General features: G+C 72.9%; 16 protein-coding genes and 1 pseudogene. 7 read left to right on the top strand and 10 right to left on the bottom strand.

The window, feature by feature from the left end; genetic code table 11:
• The 7 genes and pseudogenes from AW273_RS37795 to AW273_RS07925 form a co-directional block, all read left to right on the top strand.
• Window positions 1-246: pseudogene (locus tag AW273_RS37795) on the top strand (hypothetical protein); the annotation flags it as partial.
• 2 nt (window positions 247-248) lie between these two features.
• Complete coding sequence (locus AW273_RS07900; protein ID WP_063909872.1) at window positions 249-881, top strand: hypothetical protein; 633 nt, start codon at window positions 249-251, stop codon at window positions 879-881.
• Complete coding sequence (locus AW273_RS07905; RefSeq protein WP_232327175.1) at window positions 878-1954, top strand: C40 family peptidase; 1077 nt, start codon at window positions 878-880, stop codon at window positions 1952-1954. The genes AW273_RS07900 and AW273_RS07905 overlap by 4 nt, the downstream gene beginning before the upstream one ends.
• A gap of 6 nt (window positions 1955-1960) precedes the next feature.
• The gene (locus tag AW273_RS07910) at window positions 1961-2353 is read left to right on the top strand and encodes a (deoxy)nucleoside triphosphate pyrophosphohydrolase (RefSeq protein WP_062346700.1); all 393 of its coding nucleotides are present in this window, start codon (window positions 1961-1963) and stop codon (window positions 2351-2353) included.
• A 150-nt stretch (window positions 2354-2503) separates the two neighbouring features.
• Entirely contained in the window at window positions 2504-4093 is a 1590-nt protein-coding gene (locus AW273_RS07915; RefSeq protein ID WP_157555628.1) for a hypothetical protein, read from the top strand.
• A gap of 72 nt (window positions 4094-4165) precedes the next feature.
• Window positions 4166-5143: a hypothetical protein gene (locus tag AW273_RS07920; RefSeq protein ID WP_157555629.1), complete on the top strand. Its 978-nt coding sequence runs from the start codon at window positions 4166-4168 to the stop codon at window positions 5141-5143.
• 224 nt (window positions 5144-5367) lie between these two features.
• Window positions 5368-7377: a glycosyl hydrolase family 28-related protein gene (locus AW273_RS07925; protein ID WP_062346707.1), complete on the top strand. Its 2010-nt coding sequence runs from the start codon at window positions 5368-5370 to the stop codon at window positions 7375-7377.
• A gap of 44 nt (window positions 7378-7421) precedes the next feature.
• Here AW273_RS07925 and AW273_RS07930 read toward each other — a convergent pair whose 3' ends face one another.
• The 10 genes from AW273_RS07930 to lxmK all read right to left on the bottom strand — a co-directional run bounded on the left by AW273_RS07930 (window position 7422) and on the right by lxmK (window position 14953).
• Window positions 7422-8618, bottom strand: coding sequence for a M16 family metallopeptidase (locus AW273_RS07930; RefSeq protein ID WP_062346709.1), 1197 nt, complete (start codon window positions 8616-8618; stop codon window positions 7422-7424).
• On the bottom strand, window positions 8615-9868 hold the full coding sequence (locus AW273_RS07935; protein ID WP_062346711.1) for a M16 family metallopeptidase: 1254 nt from the start codon (window positions 9866-9868) through the stop codon (window positions 8615-8617). The genes AW273_RS07930 and AW273_RS07935 overlap by 4 nt, the downstream gene beginning before the upstream one ends.
• On the bottom strand, window positions 9865-10782 hold the full coding sequence (locus AW273_RS07940) for a phosphotransferase (RefSeq protein ID WP_062346713.1): 918 nt from the start codon (window positions 10780-10782) through the stop codon (window positions 9865-9867). Before AW273_RS07940 ends, AW273_RS07935 begins: the two co-directional genes overlap by 4 nt.
• Entirely contained in the window at window positions 10779-11363 is a 585-nt protein-coding gene (locus AW273_RS07945; RefSeq protein ID WP_062346715.1) for a flavoprotein, read from the bottom strand. The genes AW273_RS07940 and AW273_RS07945 overlap by 4 nt, the downstream gene beginning before the upstream one ends.
• Window positions 11356-12318 carry an LLM class flavin-dependent oxidoreductase gene (locus AW273_RS07950; RefSeq protein WP_062346717.1) on the bottom strand — a complete coding sequence of 321 codons (963 nt, stop codon included), beginning with the start codon at window positions 12316-12318 and terminating at the stop codon, window positions 11356-11358. Before AW273_RS07950 ends, AW273_RS07945 begins: the two co-directional genes overlap by 8 nt.
• A 104-nt stretch (window positions 12319-12422) precedes the next feature.
• Complete coding sequence (locus AW273_RS37055; protein WP_157555630.1) at window positions 12423-12578, bottom strand: LxmA leader domain family RiPP; 156 nt, start codon at window positions 12576-12578, stop codon at window positions 12423-12425.
• A gap of 20 nt (window positions 12579-12598) precedes the next feature.
• The gene (locus tag AW273_RS37060; protein WP_157555631.1) at window positions 12599-12757 is read right to left on the bottom strand and encodes an LxmA leader domain family RiPP; all 159 of its coding nucleotides are present in this window, start codon (window positions 12755-12757) and stop codon (window positions 12599-12601) included.
• Window positions 12758-12782: 25 nt separating this feature from the next.
• Window positions 12783-12929: an LxmA leader domain family RiPP gene (locus tag AW273_RS37065; protein ID WP_157555632.1), complete on the bottom strand. Its 147-nt coding sequence runs from the start codon at window positions 12927-12929 to the stop codon at window positions 12783-12785.
• A 33-nt stretch (window positions 12930-12962) separates the two neighbouring features.
• The gene (locus tag AW273_RS07955; RefSeq protein WP_062346719.1) at window positions 12963-13883 is read right to left on the bottom strand and encodes a T3SS effector HopA1 family protein; all 921 of its coding nucleotides are present in this window, start codon (window positions 13881-13883) and stop codon (window positions 12963-12965) included.
• Window positions 13880-14953, bottom strand: a complete 1074-nt coding sequence (lxmK, locus tag AW273_RS07960) for a class V lanthionine synthetase subunit LxmK (protein ID WP_063909873.1) — start codon at window positions 14951-14953, stop codon at window positions 13880-13882. The genes AW273_RS07955 and lxmK overlap by 4 nt, the downstream gene beginning before the upstream one ends.
• Window positions 14954-15083: the final 130 nt, after the last annotated feature.

The raw sequence follows: 15083 nt of genomic DNA on the forward strand, positions 1-15083 counted from the left end.
GGCGGACGGTGGTCGGGTTCGTCGCGCCGGTCGGCGCCGCCGCAGCGGCCCCGCCCCGAGCCGACCCGGGCCCCCCGGGCCGAGTCGGCACGGCCGGCCGAGCGGCCCGCCCGCTCCTCCGACGCGCCGCCGCTGTGGCTGCCGGGCCGGTCCGACAGCGGTCGCGGCGGCGGAAGCGGCAGTGGCAGCGGCGGCGGTGGTGACAACGCCGCGCCGTTCTGGCTGCGGCCCCGCGACAAGGACTGATCATGAACGACGGCCGGAGGAAGGGCCTGTTCGTCGCCGCCGTCGTCGTGCTGGCCGCGCTCGGGATCTATTTAACGACCCTGGGCGACGGCAGCGGCGAGGTCGGGGCGGCGCAGCCGGGGGAGCCGGCGGCCACCCGCACGGTCACCGCGCCGCCGGTGGCCGTGCCGAGCCAGGTGGCGACCACGCCGTCGGCCGAGTTCGACGTCTACTCCTACCTGCCGCTGTCGCGTGACCAGCTCGGCGCGGCGGCCGACCTGGCCCGGCGGTTCACCGTCGAATACGGCACCTACTCCTACAACGACGCGGTGGGCCGGGCCGACCGGCTCAAGGCGTTCACCACGGTCGAGTTCGGCGACGACCTGACCCGTACGGTCACCTCTCCGGCCGCCGTCGAGCACGACACGGCCGACCAGATCGTGTCGAAGGGGAAGGCCCGGCTGAAGTCGATCCGCGACATGTCGGCCAACTCGGTCGTCGTGGTCGTCGAGGGCACCGCCGAGATCACCGCGCTGAGCGGGGCCAAGAACCAGGTCGAGGACTACGCGGTCACCGTCGTCCAGGTCGGCGCCGACTGGCGGGTCTACGACCTGCAACTGGCCCGCAGCGGCCAGGACGGGGACGTCTCCCCGTGACGACGACCCGGCTCGCGAACTGGAAGTGGCTGGCCGGGCTGCTGGCCGTCGTGGTGCCGCTGACCATGTTCGGCGCGATCGTGCTGATGACGCCGCTGCCCAACATCATGATGGGCGGCGGCTCGGCGGCCTGCGAGGTGGACACCTCCGACCTGTCGGAGACCGCGCAGGAGGACATCCCGCCGGAGATGCTGGAGCTCTACAAGCGGCACGGCGAGGCCGTCGGCGTGCAGTGGAACGTGCTGGCCGCCGTCGGCAAACGAGAGACCGACCACGGCCGGTCGGAGCTGCCGGGCGTGCAGAGCGGCACCAACTACGCGGGCGCGGCCGGGCCGATGCAGTTCCTCATCAGCACGTGGGGCGGCAAGGCGCGCATCCCGATCCCGTCGGAGTTCAACGGCTACGCCTCCGACGGCGACGACGACGGCGTCGCCGACGTCTACAACCCGGCCGACGCGATCCTGGGCGCGGCCAAGATGCTCAAGCGCAACGGCGCCCCCGACGACCTGCGCAAGGCCCTGTTCGTCTACAACCGGGCCAACTGGTACGTCGACCAGGTGCTGGAGATCGCCGCCAAATACGCCCAGTCGGGCTCGGTCGACGTGCCGCCGGAGGCCAACCCGGCCTGCGAGGTCGCCTACGACGCGCCCAACGCGGTGGTCGACAGGATCCTCGACTACGCCCTCGCGCAGCGCGGCAAGCCCTATGTCTGGGGCGGCACCGGGCCCGACGGCTACGACTGCTCGGGGATCATCTACATGGCGTACCGGAACGCGGGGTTGAACATCCCCCGCACCACCTTCGGGCAGTGGCCGTTCGGGGTGCGCATCGACGCCGGCGAGGAGCAGGCCGGGGATCTGGTGTTCTTCAACTCCGGCCCCGGGACCTCGGCGAACAACCCCGGCCACGTGGGGATGATCGTGTCGCCGGGCAAGATGGTCGAGGCGCGCTGCACGCTCTGCGGCCCCATCAAGGTGACCACCTACCGAGACCGGGGCGCCATCGTCGGCTTCACGCGGCCGTTGCAGAATCCCGATGTGCTGGAGCAGCTCAAGCGTCTGGCCCTAACCTAGGCAGGCATGACACAGGTCGTCGTAGGGGCCGCGATCATCGCGGACGGCCGTCTGCTGAGCGCTCAGCGGGCCGAACCGCCGGAGTTGCGCGGCGGGTGGGAGTTTCCCGGCGGGAAGGTCGACCCGGGAGAGAGCGACATCGACGCGCTCGTGCGCGAGTGCGAGGAGGAGCTCGGGGTCACGGTCGTCCCGGGCAAGAGGGTGGGCGGCGACTGGACGCTCAGCAACGGCTACGTGTTGCGGATCTGGTTGGCGACGATCGTCTGCGGCCGCACGCCGGAGGCGCGCGAACACCTCGCGCTGCGGTGGCTTGAGCCGTTCGAGTTCGAGTCGGTGCCGTGGTTGCCCGCTGACCTCCCGATCGTCAGAGAGGTCCAAGATCTGCTCAAGGAGGGTTGAGTCCCCCCACTTCGTGTGAATAACGATTACTGAGTGTAATCGGGGGAGGGGATTCTGGTGGTCGCTGGACGTGTGGTGTCCCTGGTCGGAGCCGGAATCCTGGCGCTGTCGGCCTCACCGGCCTTGGCCGTGGAGGATCCCGGCCGATGGATGAGAACCGGCGACGTCTGGCGGTTCCGCCTGGCGGCCCCGTGCGGTCACGCCGCGTGCTCGGTGCCCGATGGGGCGACCGGCCCGGGGTGGCGCTGCCCCGTCCAGCCGGGCCCCGCCCAGCCCGACCAGACGATGACGGGCCCGGGGTTGTTCGTGGAGGCTCCGGCCGCGATGCGGCTGAACCTCGACATGGCCGAACTGGCCCGCCGGGTGTCCGTCGTGTGCGCCCGCCTCAGCTCGCTGCCGCCCGGCAAGCTCAGCGCGCTCGCGGCGACGGGCGAACTGGCCGACGGCGTGACCCAGTCGGCCGAGTCGGCCGCGGTGGCCGACGCGGAGGCCCGCGCCCTCGCCGGCCAGTTCGCCGAGGAGGCCGCCCGGGTGACCTCCGAGGCCCAGACCCAGATGGGCGACTCCCAGGGCCGCCCCGTGTACGTCGCCGAGAGCCAGGTGGCGCCGCCGACGCAGCTGGCCGGAGAACTGGCCCAGCCGCAGACCTTCGCGGCCGAGAGCATGGTCACCCACCCGATGCAGGCCCAACTGCCCGTTCACGTTCCGGCCGACCCGTCCACCCGGGAGACCGCGGCCCGGCCGCGGACCCGCCAGACCGAGGGCCGCAACCACCCGCGCGCCCGTGGGGCCGAGGAGCGGGGCCGTTCGCGGGCCCGCGGCGAAAAGCAGCACCGGCCCCGGGTCCGCGAGGCCGAGATGCGGAACTGGCCCGAGACGTACGGCCGAGACGAGCAGGGCCCCCCTCGGGGCCGCGGCGGTGGAGAGCAGAACTGGCCGGGAGGCCCCGATCGGCAGGGCCCGCCCGACCTTCGCGGCGGTGGAGAGCAGGCCTGGCCGGGAGGCCCCGATCGGCAGGGCCCGCCCGACCTTCGCGGCGGTGGAGAGCAGGCCTGGCCGGGAGGCCCCGAGCAGGGCCCGCCCGACCTTCGCGGGGGCGGCGAGCAAAGAGGGCCGAAGGGCCACCAGCTCATCGAGCCCGTCGCCCAGCCGCAGGCCATGCCGGGCATCCCGGCGCCCGAGATGCCGGGCAATGTCAACCCTGGTCAGAGCCCGCTCGTCGACGGTGCGCCCGGCCGGCAGCCGGGCCTTCCCCCGGCTCCTCAGCCGGGGCAGGAGCCACAGGTCGCCCCTGGTCAGATGGCGATCGGCGAGCCCCGGGGACCGGGCGGGAACCTGGCGCCGGGGACCGAGGGCGCGCCGGCGGAGCTGCCGCAGCCGATGCCGAACGCGGCGCCGGCGCCCGTCCAGGGCGAGATGATGCAGGAGCCGTTGTCAGGGGCGTTGTCGAATCTGCCGCCGCTGCCGCAGCTCCCGCCGGGCCCGCCGCTGCCGCCCGGGATGGTCGAGGGCGGCACGCCGCCGGAGCTGCTGATGCCGATGGCGACGCCCACGCCGAGCGGCCCGCCACTGCCCCGGTCGCTGAACAACACCCAGGCGATCGCGCAGGAGGACTCGGGTCTGGAGATCGTCAAGGGCTGGCCGGGCGTGGTCGCCGCGATCGCGGCCCTGATCGCCGTGCTGGCGCTGCAGATGCGGCTCGGACGGCGCAAGGTCGTTTCCGACCCGCAACCAAAGTGAGGTTTGCCGTTACTTTGCCGGACTAGTATTTGTTTGACGTACGGAGTCAGGCAAAAGCGGCGGAGGAACCCGGTGGTCGGTCGAGCGCCCAGGAGAACCGCGGCGGTGCTGGCCGCGGTGGTCGGTTCGCTCGGCGTGGCCGTGATGGTGGCCGCCGGCGCGAGCGCCGCCAATCCCGTCGATCCCTGCGACGTCAACCAATCCTGCGACACGGTGACCACCACGGTCACCATGACGCCGTCGCCGACCCCGTCGGAGGCCGTGGTCACCGTCACCCAGACGGTCACCCCGACGCCGACGAAGAAGCCGACGACCTCGCAGACCGAGCCGGCGCAGGAGCCCACGCAGGAGCAGCCGATCCCGACGGTGACGCAGGAGCAACCGGTGGCGCCGCCGACGAACGACGTCGCGCCGCCGCCCGCCGAGACGGTGCCGAGCGAGCCGGCCGAGTCGGAGCCCGGCGTCTCCCTGGCCCCGGCCGAACCGCCCACCGGCACCCAGCCGACCCAGGGCGGCGGCATGAACCAGCCGGTGCCCGAGACGGCCCAGGTGGAGATCCGGAACGCGACGCCCTACTTCGACGAGGTCACGCTCAGCCGCAAGCTGGCCGTGCCGGCCGCCGTGCTGGTGCTGCTGGCGCTGCTCGCCTGGCTGGTCTTCGAGGGCCGGCTGCGCCGCCTGGCCCACGCGGCGGCGGTCCGCAAGGCGGGCCCGCAACTGCCGCCGAACATGGCGATGATGCCCTACCCGGGCTACCCGATGCAGCCCTACGGGCCGCAGCCCTACGCCCACCCCTTCGGGCAGCCGCCCTACGCGCAGCCCTACCCGCCGCAGCAGCCGCCTCCGCAGCAGGTCGTCAACTACGTGCCGGTGCCCTACCCGATGCCGTTCCCGGCCCCGGCCGCCGCGCCGCCGCAGGACTACCCGCAGCCCTACGTCTACCAGCAGCAGCCGCCGACGGCTCCGCCGCCGCCCGCGCCGCCGTCGCCGACCTACGCCAAGGGTTACGTCCTCGAAAGCTCCAACCACCCGCCGGACGACGACCACTGACCGGACGCGTGACAGCCCTCCTGATCGGGAGGGCTGTTTCTTTTTGCGCACCTGACGTCCGACCTGGTCGTGCGTTGCGTGGGCATGCAACACGCGGCTTCAAAGCGCGCAAGAAAGCGAGAGCGTTACGAAACTATTTCGCAGGACTCTTGTGGAACGGGGCACGGGCGACCTACTGTCACCTCACCCTCAGGTGTTCACCCCCCGACAGAAACGAGCACGAGATGTCACGAAGAGTGGCGTTGGCGGCGGTCACTGCCACCGCCGTGGGCTTGGGCCTGGTGGTGGCCGGCCCGGCCGCGGCACATCAGACGGCGACCCCGACCGCGGTGACGCGGGCCGCGCTCGACCCGTCGTTGGTCGCCGGCCGCGGCGCGAACGTCCCGTTCGTCGAGCAGGAGGCCGAGAACGCGGCCACCAACGGCGTCGTGATCGGCCCCGACAGGAACGCGTACACGCTCCCGGCCGAGGCCTCGGGCCGCAAGGCGGTCAAGCTGACCCCCGGGCAGTGGGTGGAGTTCACCCTGCCGAAGGCCGCCAACGCGATCACCGTTCGCTACAGCGTGCCCGACGCCCCGAACGGTGGCGGCATCACCGCGCCGCTGAACGTGACCGTCAACGGCGGCAACAAGAAGACCCTGACGCTGACCAGCCAGTTCGCGTGGCTCTACAACCAGTATCCGTTCACCAACGACCCGAACGCGGGGCTGCTGCACCCCGACTGGTGGATCACCGAGTGCCAGTGCGTGCCGGCCGCGACCAGCCCCGCGCCCGAGATCACCAAGCCGTTCCGGCCGATGCACTTCTACGACGAGCAGCGGTTGTTGCTCGGCAGGACGTACAAGGCCGGTGACAAGGTCCGGCTCACCGCCCCGGCGAACACCAACGCCGCCTGGACGGTCATCGACCTGCTCGACTCCGAGGTCGTCGGCGCTCCCCACGTGCGGGTGCTGGCGGCCAACGTGCTGCTGTTCGGCGCCGACCCGACCGGACGCAGGGACTCGGCCCCGGCCATCGAGAAGGCCATCGCGTTCGCCAAGCGGAGCAACCTGAAGGTCTACCTCCCGCCGGGCGTCTACCAGGTCAACCGCCACATCATCGTCGACGACGTGACGATCGAGGGCGCCGGATCCTGGTACACGATCATCAAGGGCAAGGAGGTCGCGCTGCCGACCCCGGCCCCCGACGGCTCGGTGCATACCGGCGTCGGCTTCTACGGCAGGGACGCCGCCGACGGCGGCAGCCGCAACGTGCACCTGTCGGGCTTCACCATCGAGGGCGACGTACGGGAGAGAATCGACACCGACCAGGTCAACGGCATCGGCGGCGCGATGAGCGACTCGACGATCAAGGGCCTGTACATCCGGCACACCAAGGTCGGGCTCTGGTTCGACGGCCCGATGAACAACCTCAAGGTGACCGACAACATCATCGTCGACCAGATGGCCGACGCCCTGAACTTCCACGGCGGCGTGACCAACTCGGTGGTGGCCGGCAACTTCATCCGCAACACGGGTGACGACGGCCTGGCCATGTGGTCGGAGAAGAACCCCAACGTCGGCAACGTCTTCGACCGCAACACCGTGCAGACCCCGACGCTGGCCAACGGCATCGCGATCTACGGCGGCAAGGACAACGTCGTCTCGAACAACCTGGTGGCCGACCCGCTGCGTGAGGGCTCCGGCCTGCACGCCGGTTCGCGCTTCGGCGCCGAGCCCTTCACCGGCACCCTGAAGTTCACCGGCAACACCACCGTCCGGGCCGGCGCGTTCGACCTGAACTGGCGCATCGGCCTCGGCTCGATCTGGTTCTACGCCCTCGACCGCTCGATCGAGAACGACATCCAGGTCACCGGCGACCACTACCTCGACAGCACCTACAACGCGATCATGATGGTGAGCGAGTGGGGCGTGAAGGACCTCTATTCGATCACCGGCGTGAAGTTCAAGGACATCAGGGTCGACGGCACCGGCACCTCGGTGCTGAGCGCCCGCGTCAAGGGCGGCGCGTCGTTCGAGAACGTCGACGCCCGCAACGTCGGCGCGGTCGGCATCAACAACTGCGGCTCGTTCGGCTTCCCGCCCACGGGCTCGGAGTTCTCGGTGACCGACCTGGGCGGCAACGACGGCGGCGGCACCACCGGCCCGTGGGCCGGCTCGTGGCAGCTCCCGAACACCATCACCTGCGACGACCGCCCGCCGGTGGTGGCGCCCCCGGGGCCGTCCCCGTGGTGAGTCCCTGACTGAGAGGCCGGCCCGGCCGTCCGGGCCGGCCTTTTCTATCGGACGAGCGAGAGCGTCTCCGGCAGGGCCCCGGGGTCGGCGGCGACCACGCCGGAGAACCGGCCGGGGGTGAGATGGCGGGCCGCGGCGGCGATCACCTCGTCGGTCGTCACGGCTCCCAGGCGGCGGGCGAAGTCGAACAGCAGCAGGGGATCCTCCGACCGCCCGGCCAGGTCGGCCAGCGCGTTGGCGAAGGCCGCGCGGGAGGCGAGCCGGGTCGCGGCCGACCCGAGCGCGTAGGTGCGGGCGGCCCGGACCTCCTCCTCGGTGGGCGGATGGTCGCCCAGCCGGTCGAACTCCTCGCCGAGCACCTCCAGCGCGGCCGAGGTGGTCGCGGCGGCGGTGTCGGCCTCGACGGCCAGCAGCGGGCGTCCGGGGTGCGGGTCGAAGTAGGACCTGACGCCGTACACGTAGCCCCGGTCCTCGCGCAGGCTTCTGGCCAGGCGTGACGACAGGTAGCCGCCCACCACGTTGTTCGCCACGAAGAGCGCGGGGTAGCCGGGGTCCGGGGCCGCCACGGCGGGGGCGCGCAGGCGGATCCGCGACTGGGCCGTGCCCGGCTGCGGCAGCGCGGCCAGGCGGCCGGTGACGATCGGGGGAAGCGGCGGCAGCGGTGTGGTGTGGCCCGGCGCCCAGCCGCCCAGCGCCTTCCCGGCCGCGTCGGCGAGCCGTTCGGGGTCCTCCGGGGCGAGGACGACCAGCACCGCGCCTCTGGGGTCGAACGGGCGGCCGATCTCGGTGATCGCGGCCACGTCGTCCGCCGTGGGGAAGGGATGGGCGACCGGGTGGCCGCCGAACAGGTGGCGGCTGAGCGCGGTCCGGGTCGCGACGTCGGGATGGGCGCCGAGCACCCGCAACCGCGCCGCCAGGTGGCCGCGTGCCGTCGCGAGGTCGCCGGGTCGTCCGCCGGTCACCCCGGCGAGGGTGGTCAGCAGGAGACCGAGGTCGGCCGGCGCGGCGGAGGCGGTGACCGCGACCCGGTGCACGTCTCCGGCCGCGCCGAGCTCCACCCCGTCGCCCGGGTCCCGGCCCAGCGACACCCCGGTGGCGAGCAGCATCGAGGCGGCCAGGTCGGCGGGGGTGTGACAGGGCGCGGGCAGGTGCAGCCGCGCCTCCACCATCGGCATGACGCCGTACTCCAGCGCCATGATTCGGAGGCCGTTGGGCAGCAGGCGGTCGACGAGCCGGTTCACCGGGCCGCTCCCGGGACGAGCGTCAGGAGGGCGCGCGAGTCGGCCCGGAGCGTGGCCGCCGCCTTGGCCGCGTCCTCCGCCGTCACCGACGCGCACAGGCCGGGCAGCAGGTCGGCCGTCCCGGCGTCGCCGAAGAGGATCTCGAAGCGGCCCAGGGCGCGGACCCGCTGGGCGGGTTCGTCCATGGCCCTGTGGTGGGTGTTGGTCCAGCTCGTGCGGCGGCGGGCGAGCTCCTCCAGGGTGGGGCCGAAGCGGGCGATCGACTCCAGTTCGGCGTCCACGGCCGCCAGCACCCGCTCGGCGGGGAGTTCCCCCGGGTGGATCGCGGTGAGGACCCACATGTCGGGGTCGCGGGCGTCGAGGAGGTCGAACAGGCCCGTGCGGGCCGAGAACGTCACCGTGTGCCCGGTCTCCCGGCGCAGGCGTTCCCGCAGGCGGGGGCGGTTGCCGCCGGTCAGCGCGGCGGCCACCGCGGCGAAGGCGAAGTGCGTGCCGAACCCGGCGGCCGGGTCGGGCACCCGGTGGCCGATCGCGAAGGCGGGCATCGGGGCCATCGGGTCGAGGTGTTCACCCTCGACCAGGCCCGCGGGCTCCGGCTCCCATCGGGACACCCGCTCCGGCACCGGGGCCGCGGGCAGTTCCCCGAACGTCCGGGACACGACGTCCAGGACCCGGTCGGTCCGGACGTCACCGGTCACGGTCAGCACCGCGTTGCCCGGACCGTAGTGGCGGGCGAAGAAACCGGCGCAGTCGTCCACGGTGACGCCGAGGAGCGCCTCGTGGTCGCCGTAGCCGTCGTGGGCGTTGGCGAAGTCGCGGAAGAGCACGGGCGACAGGCGCGGCCAGGGGAAACCCCCGTAAGGCTTGCGGATCTTGCCCAGGATCTCCTCGCGGATCACCTCGGTCTGCGTCCTGATCGCCCGTTCGGTGATCTTCGGGGCCCGCATCCGGCCGGCCTCGGCGGCGATCACCCGGTCGAGCGCCTCGGCGGGGACCACGGTGTAGAAGTCGGTGTAGTCCTGCCGGGTGGAGGCGTTGCAGAAGCCGCCGACGCTCTCGACGTGCTGGAAGTGGTCGCCGTCGCGGCCCTGCGCGCCCTGGAACATCAGGTGCTCGAACAGGTGGGCCATGCCGGAGCGGTCCTCGGCCCGGAAGCCGACGTCGTAGTGCACGGCCACGCTCGCCACCGGGGTCGTGTGGTTCTCCTCGACGACCACCCGCAGGCCGTTGGGCAGGGTCACCCTCCTCACCGGCGGCTCGCCTCCCGCAGCAGTCGGCCTTCGGCGGCGGCGTCGATCACGTCGGCCAGGACGGTCAGGTAGCCGTCCAGCATGTCGTGCCAGCCCATGAAGGAGGCGTAGTCACGGGTGTGGGTGAGGAAACGCAGCAGCGCCACCCGTCCCACGGCCGCCAGGTCCAGGGGCGCGGGGTAGGCGTCCAGCAGGGTCTCGATGAAGGAGTCGTGGTCGGCCCGGCCATAGGGCGCGTCCGGCGGGCCGGCGTGGCCGAACTCCACGAGTTCGCCGACGAGCCAGCCGAGGTCGAACTCGGGCGGCCCGGCCGCTAGGTCCTCTCCGATCAGCAGTTCGCCGCCCGGGAGCAGGACGCCGTGGCCGGGGGCGCCGTGCAGCAGGACCCGCCGCCCGCCGCTCTCGGCGCACCAGCTCTCCACCAGGCCGAGCCGTTCCCGGCCGAGCACCCGGCCGGCCCTCCGGTGCAGTTCCGCCGCGCCGCGCGGGCCCGTCCCGCCGCGCAGCCAGCCGAGCAGTCTCCGTACGCCGGTCGGCACGTCCGGCAGCTCCACGCCGGGCACCGGGACGGCGTGCAGACGGGCGAGGGTGCGGGCGGCCTCCGTGAGCGTGTCCTCGATGAGCGGCCGGGGGTCGGTCCCGTCCGGCGGCGGCGCGAGGAACAGGAACGCGACCGACCGGAACCGCCGGGTCCGGTAGGTCACCCCGCCGTCGCCCGACGGCTCCGGGAGGGTGAGCGCGACCCGTCCCTCCGGGATCGAGGCGACGGCGGAGCGCAGGGCGGGGTGCGGGGCGCGGATCTCGCCGCCCCGGTCGGGTCCGGGCCGCCGGGTCCAGCGGTGGGAGCCGTCGTCCTCCCGGGTGATGGTGGTGCGCAGGTAGCCCGTTCCGTACGCCGCGACGACCGTGCTCATCGCCAGGCCTCCAGTTGTTCGATCAGCAGGGGGAGCGGGGGCGGCGTGAAGGCCGTCCACTCCCGCGTGTGCGCGCTGAAGCCCTTGATCGGGTCGCCGACGACGACGTTGGGCCTGGCCTGCAGGGCGGTGAGGTTCTGGCGGTAGGCGTGCGACTCGGTGGCGCCGGGCGGCAGCGCCGGGCCGATGCCGATCCGCGCCTTGGTGGTCTGCAGCGCCAGCAGCATGGGGGTGTCGCCGAGACCGCCCGCGAACCGGCTCAGGAAGTTGTAGGTCGCGGGATAGACCAGCACGGTGTCGGGCCAGGTGGCGTAGTGGACGTGCGGCGACCCCGGCGCCGGCTGGTCCGGCCAGGCGTCGAGCGGGACGTCCTTGTTCAGCATCACCGACAGGGCGTGCCGGGTCACGAAGCGCTCGGCACTCCGGGTCACCACGACCTGGATCTCCAGCTTCGGGTACGACAGTTGCAGCCAGTTCACCCAGTAGGGCATGAACGTGGCGTTCAGCGACCCGGTGATCATGACGAGCAGACGTTCGGAGCTGAACTCGGGCGCGTTCATCGCGGCGGCGAGGTCACGCATCGGCGTCCGCCAGCTCCGCGAGGATACGCTCGGCGTCGATCAGCCCGGCCTTCAGCCCCTCGACCGCGGCCACCCCGCCGGTGTTGACGACGACCTCGTCCACTCCCGCCTCCCGGTAGGCCCGCAGCCGGTCGGCGACCTCGCCGGGGGCTCCGTAGGCGTAGACCCCCGCGTCGACCATCGCCCGCGCGCCCCCCTCGGGATCCGACGGGTCGGCGGGCACCCCGGCCCGCCGGAGCATGTCGCTGTAGTGCCGTGAGCTCAGATGCCCCCGCGCCGCCGACAGCAGCAGCCTGGCGGGGTCGCGCCCGGGTTCGGCCAGCCCGCAGTGCACCACGGTGGCGACCCGCGGCGGCCTGCGTCCCGCCGCCCCTTCGGCCAGCGCCGGGATCAGCGTGTCCCTGACGTACGCCGGCGGCGTCATCCACGTGACGGCCACGTCGGCCACGCTCCCGGCGGCCCGCGCCATGCCGGGCCTGAGCACGCCCAGCCCGACCTCCACGGGAGGATGTTTCATCGGCGACAACGCGCCGGTGGCCACGCACGCCTCACAGGCGTGCCCCGAGACGCCCTTCTTCAGCATGCCGCGCACCGTCGCGGCGTATCCGGCGCCGGCGCTCGCGGGTCTCGCGTACGGCTCCCCCCGCAGGCCCCTGACCAGTTCGGGGGTGGCCGCGCCATAGCCGGCGACGACCGGGCGCCCGGTGAGCAGCGCGACGCTCCGGGCCTGGGCCGCCGCCTCCATCGGGTGACGCAGCGGCATCAGCGTCACGCCGAGCCCGGTCGGGATCCGCAGCCCCCGGCCCGCCAGGTAGGCGAACATCTGGTGCGACTCGACCCCGAAGGACTGGCCCATCCAGAGACGACCGGCCCGCCCCCGGCTCACCGCTTCGGCGAAGGGGACGACCTGTTCCGGGTGCTGGGGCTGGAGCGGGAACAACAGTGCGTAGGACATGCTTGACTCCGTCGGGGGCAGGGACCGGCGGTGTCGCGGGCAGTTGGAGTGCCCGCGACACCGCCTCAGACGCCTGGATCAGGCGCTGTGTGCGGAGCGCTTCGTCAGCACTCCGCGAAGAGGGTCGCCACCGTGATCATGCTGACGGTGAGGTAACCCGCCGTGGGGGTGATCTCCGGGACGTCGATCTGGTCGGCGGTCGCGACCTCGGCGAGCGAGGTGTAGGCGGCGGCCCCGTCCATGAGCGATTCGGCGGACATGGGATTTCCCTTCGAGAAGCTCAGCACTCCGCCCAGAGGGTGGTGCTGAGGCTCCAGGAGACGATGGCGCTCACGGTGAGGGCCGGGGTGATCTCCGGGGTGTCGATCTGGTCGGCGGTCGCGACCTCGGCGAGCGAGGTGTAGGCGTCGGCGCCTTCCATGAGCAGGTCAGCGGACATGGGAACTCCAATCGGAAGAAGGGGGTCAGCACTCCAGGTACACCGTGAGGGTGTGCGGGACGCTGGTGGTCAGAATGGGCGCGGCCTCGGGGCCGTCCTCCACCGCGATCTCGGAGAGCGAGGTGTACGCGGCGGCGCCGTTCATCAGGTGGTCGATGAGCAGGAAGTTCACCTCCTCTCGTGCCTTTGCGGGTCCGGCCCCGGGTCAGGGGCCGGTGGTCTCGAAGGGGAGCGCCGGCGAGGCGGTGTTGCGGTGGAGTGCGCCGGGGACGATCCCGGCCTCGGCGAGGGCGTCCTCGACCGACCGGTCCCGGTCGCCGCCGCGGGCGGCGTGCGTGATCAGCCCGGCCGCGACGGCCCGTGACCGGTGCTCGCCGAAACTCAGGCCGCGCATGCCCGGCCGGGAGTCGTCCGGCTCCCAGGCCCACCCGGCGCCGGGGCCGAGCGGGGCGACGTACGCCGACACGTCGGCGCGGGTCAGCCCGGTCGACACGGCCGCCCCGGCGACGTCGGGAACGACGTGCCAGGACCGTTCGCCCAGGTAGACGACGACGGAGTCGCGACGCGGGTACAGGGCGCGGGAGGAGAGCACCTTGGCCCGGTAGGGCACCCGCAGCGACTCCAGACGGCCGAGCACCGTGCCCCAGAGCGCGGGGGCCGCATCGGCGTCACGGGCCCCCAGGTAGAGCCGGACGTGCGCGGACGACCCGCTGTCACCACCCGCGGAACCGGTCACGAACAGGAACCCGGGTGAGGCGGCCGGCCGGACCGCGGGCAGTTCGACCCGCCTGACCTGGCCGATCTCCTCGCCGAGCCGCTCCGCAGGGACACGCACGCGCACCCCGCCGAGCCGGACCACACCGGGCATCCCGGGCTCGGCGCGGGCGAGCACGACCGACGACTCGTGGGGGACCACGGCGCGCAGGTCCTGTTCGAACGGGAGGTCCCTGATCGTCCGGGGGCGCGGCCCGTCCTGGGCGGCCCGGCCGGCGTGGAGGACGTCGTACAGGGTGCTCGCCAGCAGGGCCCGCAGGGCCTTCGGGGTCGCCGCGGTGATCTCGCGGTCGTCCACGGTGGCGGACGTCAGGCCAGGGCCGATCCCGACCCGGTCGAGCAGTGGTTTCACCGGTCTTCTCCGATGCCCAGCGTGGTCACGAAAGCGGCGGGGTCGAGCAGCACCTTGCGGCCCACCCCGGCGGCGGCCCGTTCCAGCGGCGTCAGCCGGGGCCGTTCGTGTCCGGCGGCGAGAACCCGGTCGAACATGTGCCATCCGGCGAAACCGGCGGTCCGGGCGGCCAGGTCCCGGTCCTGCCGGGCGCGGGGCCGGGCCTCCAGGTAGCCCGACCAGAACGCCTCGACGCAGGGGCGCAGCGTCTCGAACCGGCGCGCCCCGTTGGCGACCACCTCGCGGTCGCTCACGCCGTCGTCCTGCGAGGCCATGCCGAGCACGCCCCGGTAGAGCCACTCGCCCACATAGGCGCCCAGGTCCCGGGCGGCGTCGCCCACCCGGGCCTCCTCCCAGTCGACCAGGTGGAGCCGGTCGTCGTGCACGAGGAACTGGTCGAGCCGCAGGTCGCCGTGGGTCAGCACCCGCGGTCCGGTCTTCGCCCGATCGGCCAGCCGCCTGATCGCCGCGGTCACCTCGGCGTCGTCGTGCAGGATCGCCCACGCCTCGATCGCGGCTCCGCTGGCCTCCAGGTAGGACCGCATGGACAACGCGGTCAGGGCGTCGAGCGGGGGAAGCGGCGGCTCGGAGTCGTCGGCGGCCACCACCTCCGGCGGAGTCAGACCGTGCAGGGCGCCGACCTGGACGCCCGCCGAGTGGGCCAGCTCCCAGCCGAACCCCTCGTCGCCGAGGTCGGCGCCGCTCTCGGCGTCCTCCAGCAGGCCGAAGGCCACCAGAGCCGACTCGGCGTCGCCGCCGAGATAACGGGGCGCGTTGACGACCGGATGCCGGTCGAGCAGCTCGCCCATCGCCGCGATGCGGGCCATCCGGCGGCGCACGTCGGCCTGCTCTCCGCCCACCCGCTTGACGAAGACCGGCAGGCCCATACTGGTCACGCCGGCCCAGGAATCGTTGCGCCCGCGGAAGGCGGACACCTCGTTCTCCCGCAGCACCCCCAGGCCGAGGCCGGTCAGGAACCCGGCCACCTCAGGCACCAGGTCGAGGGGCACCGGGGCGAATGCTCTGTTCATGATCGCGTTTACCCCCGTCGTCTTGGTCGCAGCCTGCCGGGGGCGCCTTGTACCCCGGTTGTGGATCACTGGCCTACGGGTGGCAGACAGGTGCAACCGCACGTCGGAGGCGTGAAAAAGCCGGCCTGGA

Origin of the sequence: Herbidospora yilanensis, from assembly GCF_001570565.1 — a bacterium.
GTDB classification, from domain to species: domain Bacteria; phylum Actinomycetota; class Actinomycetes; order Streptosporangiales; family Streptosporangiaceae; genus Herbidospora; species Herbidospora yilanensis.

Bases quoted from the DNA above. Each gene is read 5' to 3' on its own strand.
- AW273_RS07900 (WP_063909872.1), top strand. From the start codon at position 249: ATGAACGACGGCCGGAGGAAGGGCCTGTTCGTCGCCGCCGTCGTCGTG.
- AW273_RS07910 (WP_062346700.1), top strand. From the start codon at position 1,961: ATGACACAGGTCGTCGTAGGGGCCGCGATCATCGCGGACGGCCGTCTG.
- AW273_RS07915 (WP_157555628.1), top strand. From the start codon at position 2,504: ATGAGAACCGGCGACGTCTGGCGGTTCCGCCTGGCGGCCCCGTGCGGT.
- AW273_RS07925 (WP_062346707.1), top strand. From the start codon at position 5,368: ATGTCACGAAGAGTGGCGTTGGCGGCGGTCACTGCCACCGCCGTGGGC.
- AW273_RS07940 (WP_062346713.1), bottom strand. From the start codon at position 10,782: ATGAGCACGGTCGTCGCGGCGTACGGAACGGGCTACCTGCGCACCACC.
- AW273_RS07945 (WP_062346715.1), bottom strand. From the start codon at position 11,363: ATGCGTGACCTCGCCGCCGCGATGAACGCGCCCGAGTTCAGCTCCGAA.
- AW273_RS07950 (WP_062346717.1), bottom strand. From the start codon at position 12,318: ATGTCCTACGCACTGTTGTTCCCGCTCCAGCCCCAGCACCCGGAACAG.
- AW273_RS37055 (WP_157555630.1), bottom strand. From the start codon at position 12,578: ATGTCCGCCGAATCGCTCATGGACGGGGCCGCCGCCTACACCTCGCTC.
- AW273_RS37060 (WP_157555631.1), bottom strand. From the start codon at position 12,757: ATGTCCGCTGACCTGCTCATGGAAGGCGCCGACGCCTACACCTCGCTC.
- lxmK (WP_063909873.1), bottom strand. From the start codon at position 14,953: ATGAACAGAGCATTCGCCCCGGTGCCCCTCGACCTGGTGCCTGAGGTG.